Below are 2,165 nucleotides of genomic sequence, written 5' to 3'. Positions count from 1 at the left end.
TTGTAGAAAAGTGGTAAATTTAGACCGTTATTAATTTTAAGAAACAAAACAATGTCTATTACAACCGAAGCAGAATTAGCAGGAATGAAAAAAATAAGTGAAGCTGTAGCTTTTACTTTAAAAGAAATGAGAAAATTTGCCAAACCTGGAATATCGACAAAAGAATTAGACGATTACGGAGGACAAATTTTAAATGATTTAGGAGCGAAATCTGCGCCATATTTAACTTACGGTTTTCCTGGTTGGACTTGCATTAGTGTTGACAATGAATTTTGCCACGGAATTCCTTCTGAAAAAAGAATTTTGCAAGAAGGCGATTTAATTAATATTGATGTTTCTGCTGAATTGGATGGATTTTGGTCAGATAACGGAGGTTCTTTTGTAATTGGTAATGATATAAATGAGCATCAAAAGTTAGTGGAAGCTTCTAGAGATATTTTGCATAAAGCCATTCACAATATAAAAGGTGGCGTTCGTATTTCTGATATTGGCTTTCTGATTGAAACAGAAGCTAAAAAGCGTGGTTACAAAGTAATCAAAAACCTAACAGGGCATGGAGTAGGAAGAAGTCTTCATGAAGCACCGCATGAAATTGCCAATTATAGAGATCGTTTTAATCAAACAAGATTTAAGAAGAATTCTGTTGTAGCAATTGAAACTTTCATTTCTACCAGTTCTACATATGCTGAAACCTTAAAAGATGGTTGGACAATGGTTGGAAACAAAGGTGGTTTTATGGCGCAACACGAACATACTATTGTAGTAACAGAAGGAAAGCCAATTATTTTGACAGAAATGAATGAAATTTGGAATTAAAAATTCTATTTAAACAAAAGCCTCTATTATTTCTAATAGAGGCTTTTGTTTTATTAAATAACGCCATTTTGTTTGTTAAACGTTGCAATCAAATTTTTATTGGCTTCTATTATTTTCTGAAAATGAATCATATTGGGGTTAAATATTAAATCATAGTTTTCGTCTTTTGGTTTAAATTTATTTACTCCAAAGGCTACACTATTTGGCGGAATGTCTTTTGTAATAATAGAACCCGCACCAATAACCGAATTTTCTCCAATTGCGATTGGTCCTAAAATTTTGGCACCATCGGCAATAATAACATTTTTAGCAATAATCGGGTTGCCAACATTTTCCCATTCCTTACTAATTTTATTGTATTTTAAATTTGCTCCGATAGATACGTTTTGAAATATGACAACATTCTCACAAATTTTAGCTGCCACAATAGTGCATCCACGCCCGTGATGTGCAAACAAAACGCTTTTGTCCATTTCCACACAGTTTATTTCGCAACAATAAAGTTTCTCTAGCAAATTGCTCGCAATTAGTTTTAAGAATTTATTTTTTGAATGGCAATTGATTTTAACTAATGTATTAAACATATGATTTTAAGTATTTTTTGATATTTGACATTTTAAAAGAATGTCTAATTAAATCACATCATTCTTTAACTCAACGAGATTCCCAAAGCTCGATTTTATTGCCTTCAGCGTCCATAATATGAACAAATTTACCATAATCGTAAGTTTCTATATTGTCTAAAATTGTCACGCCATTTTCTTTTAATTGTTCCACCAAACCTTCAATGTTCTGCACACGATAATTGATCATAAAATGCTTTTTTGAAGGTAAAAAGTAATCATCTCCTTTTGGAAAGGGACTCCATTGCAACGAATTTATCTGGTCTGGATTATTTAAATCTCTCGAATCAAAGCTTGAAGAGCCCCACGCATTTATATCTAATCCTAGATTTTTAGCGTACCAATCTTTTGTTTCTTTTGGATCATCCGAATAAAAGAATATGCCGCCAATTCCAATTACTTTAGGTGTTTTATTATCTTGATTTTCCATAGAAATAACTTTTAAAAATTCCTTGATTTTTTAAAAGTCTAAGGTATTAAATATTGTTTGTATTTTTATTCTAACAGCTTTTGATTTATATTTACATAACTGCATTTCTAGCAAAATGATACTACAATGAAAACAGAAAGAATTTACAAAATACTATTTTCTAGCGTTTATCCTTTATACATTCAAAAAGTCGAAAAAAAAGGAAGAACTAAAGAAGAATTAGATATCGTAATCAAATGGCTTACAGGATATAGTGACAAGCAAATTAAAGCGCAAATTGAAAAGAAAGTAGATTT

General features: G+C 30.9%; 4 protein-coding genes. 2 read left to right on the top strand and 2 right to left on the bottom strand.

The window, feature by feature from the left end; translation table 11 throughout:
- Positions 1-51: 51 nt before the first annotated feature.
- A complete protein-coding gene (map, locus tag B3J44_RS18715) occupies positions 52-816 on the top strand; it encodes a type I methionyl aminopeptidase (protein WP_198855639.1) in 765 nt (254 codons plus the stop codon).
- A gap of 53 nt (positions 817-869) precedes the next feature.
- Here the strand turns inward: map and B3J44_RS18710 are convergent, their stop codons facing one another.
- Together B3J44_RS18710 and B3J44_RS18705 are read right to left on the bottom strand one after the other, a co-directional pair.
- Complete coding sequence (locus B3J44_RS18710) at positions 870-1,289, bottom strand: serine O-acetyltransferase (protein WP_286970391.1); 420 nt, start codon at positions 1,287-1,289, stop codon at positions 870-872.
- A gap of 181 nt (positions 1,290-1,470) precedes the next feature.
- On the bottom strand, positions 1,471-1,869 hold the full coding sequence (locus B3J44_RS18705; protein ID WP_286970390.1) for a VOC family protein: 399 nt from the start codon (positions 1,867-1,869) through the stop codon (positions 1,471-1,473).
- A 126-nt stretch (positions 1,870-1,995) separates the two neighbouring features.
- On the opposite strand from B3J44_RS18705, the gene B3J44_RS18700 reads away from it, so the two are divergent.
- Positions 1,996-2,165, top strand: a 170-nt coding sequence (locus tag B3J44_RS18700; RefSeq protein ID WP_286970419.1) for a DUF2200 family protein, incomplete at its 3' end; no start/stop codon positions are given.

The sequence above is a fragment of the Flavobacterium sp. UBA4854 genome, assembly GCF_002399805.1.
GTDB classification, from domain to species: domain Bacteria; phylum Bacteroidota; class Bacteroidia; order Flavobacteriales; family Flavobacteriaceae; genus Flavobacterium; species Flavobacterium ginsengisoli.
This window is presented reverse-complemented; position numbering and strand designations above follow the sequence as displayed.

Bases quoted from the DNA above. Each gene is read 5' to 3' on its own strand.
- map (WP_198855639.1), top strand. From the start codon at position 52: ATGTCTATTACAACCGAAGCAGAATTAGCAGGAATGAAAAAAATAAGT.
- B3J44_RS18710 (WP_286970391.1), bottom strand. From the start codon at position 1,289: ATGGACAAAAGCGTTTTGTTTGCACATCACGGGCGTGGATGCACTATT.
- B3J44_RS18705 (WP_286970390.1), bottom strand. From the start codon at position 1,869: ATGGAAAATCAAGATAATAAAACACCTAAAGTAATTGGAATTGGCGGC.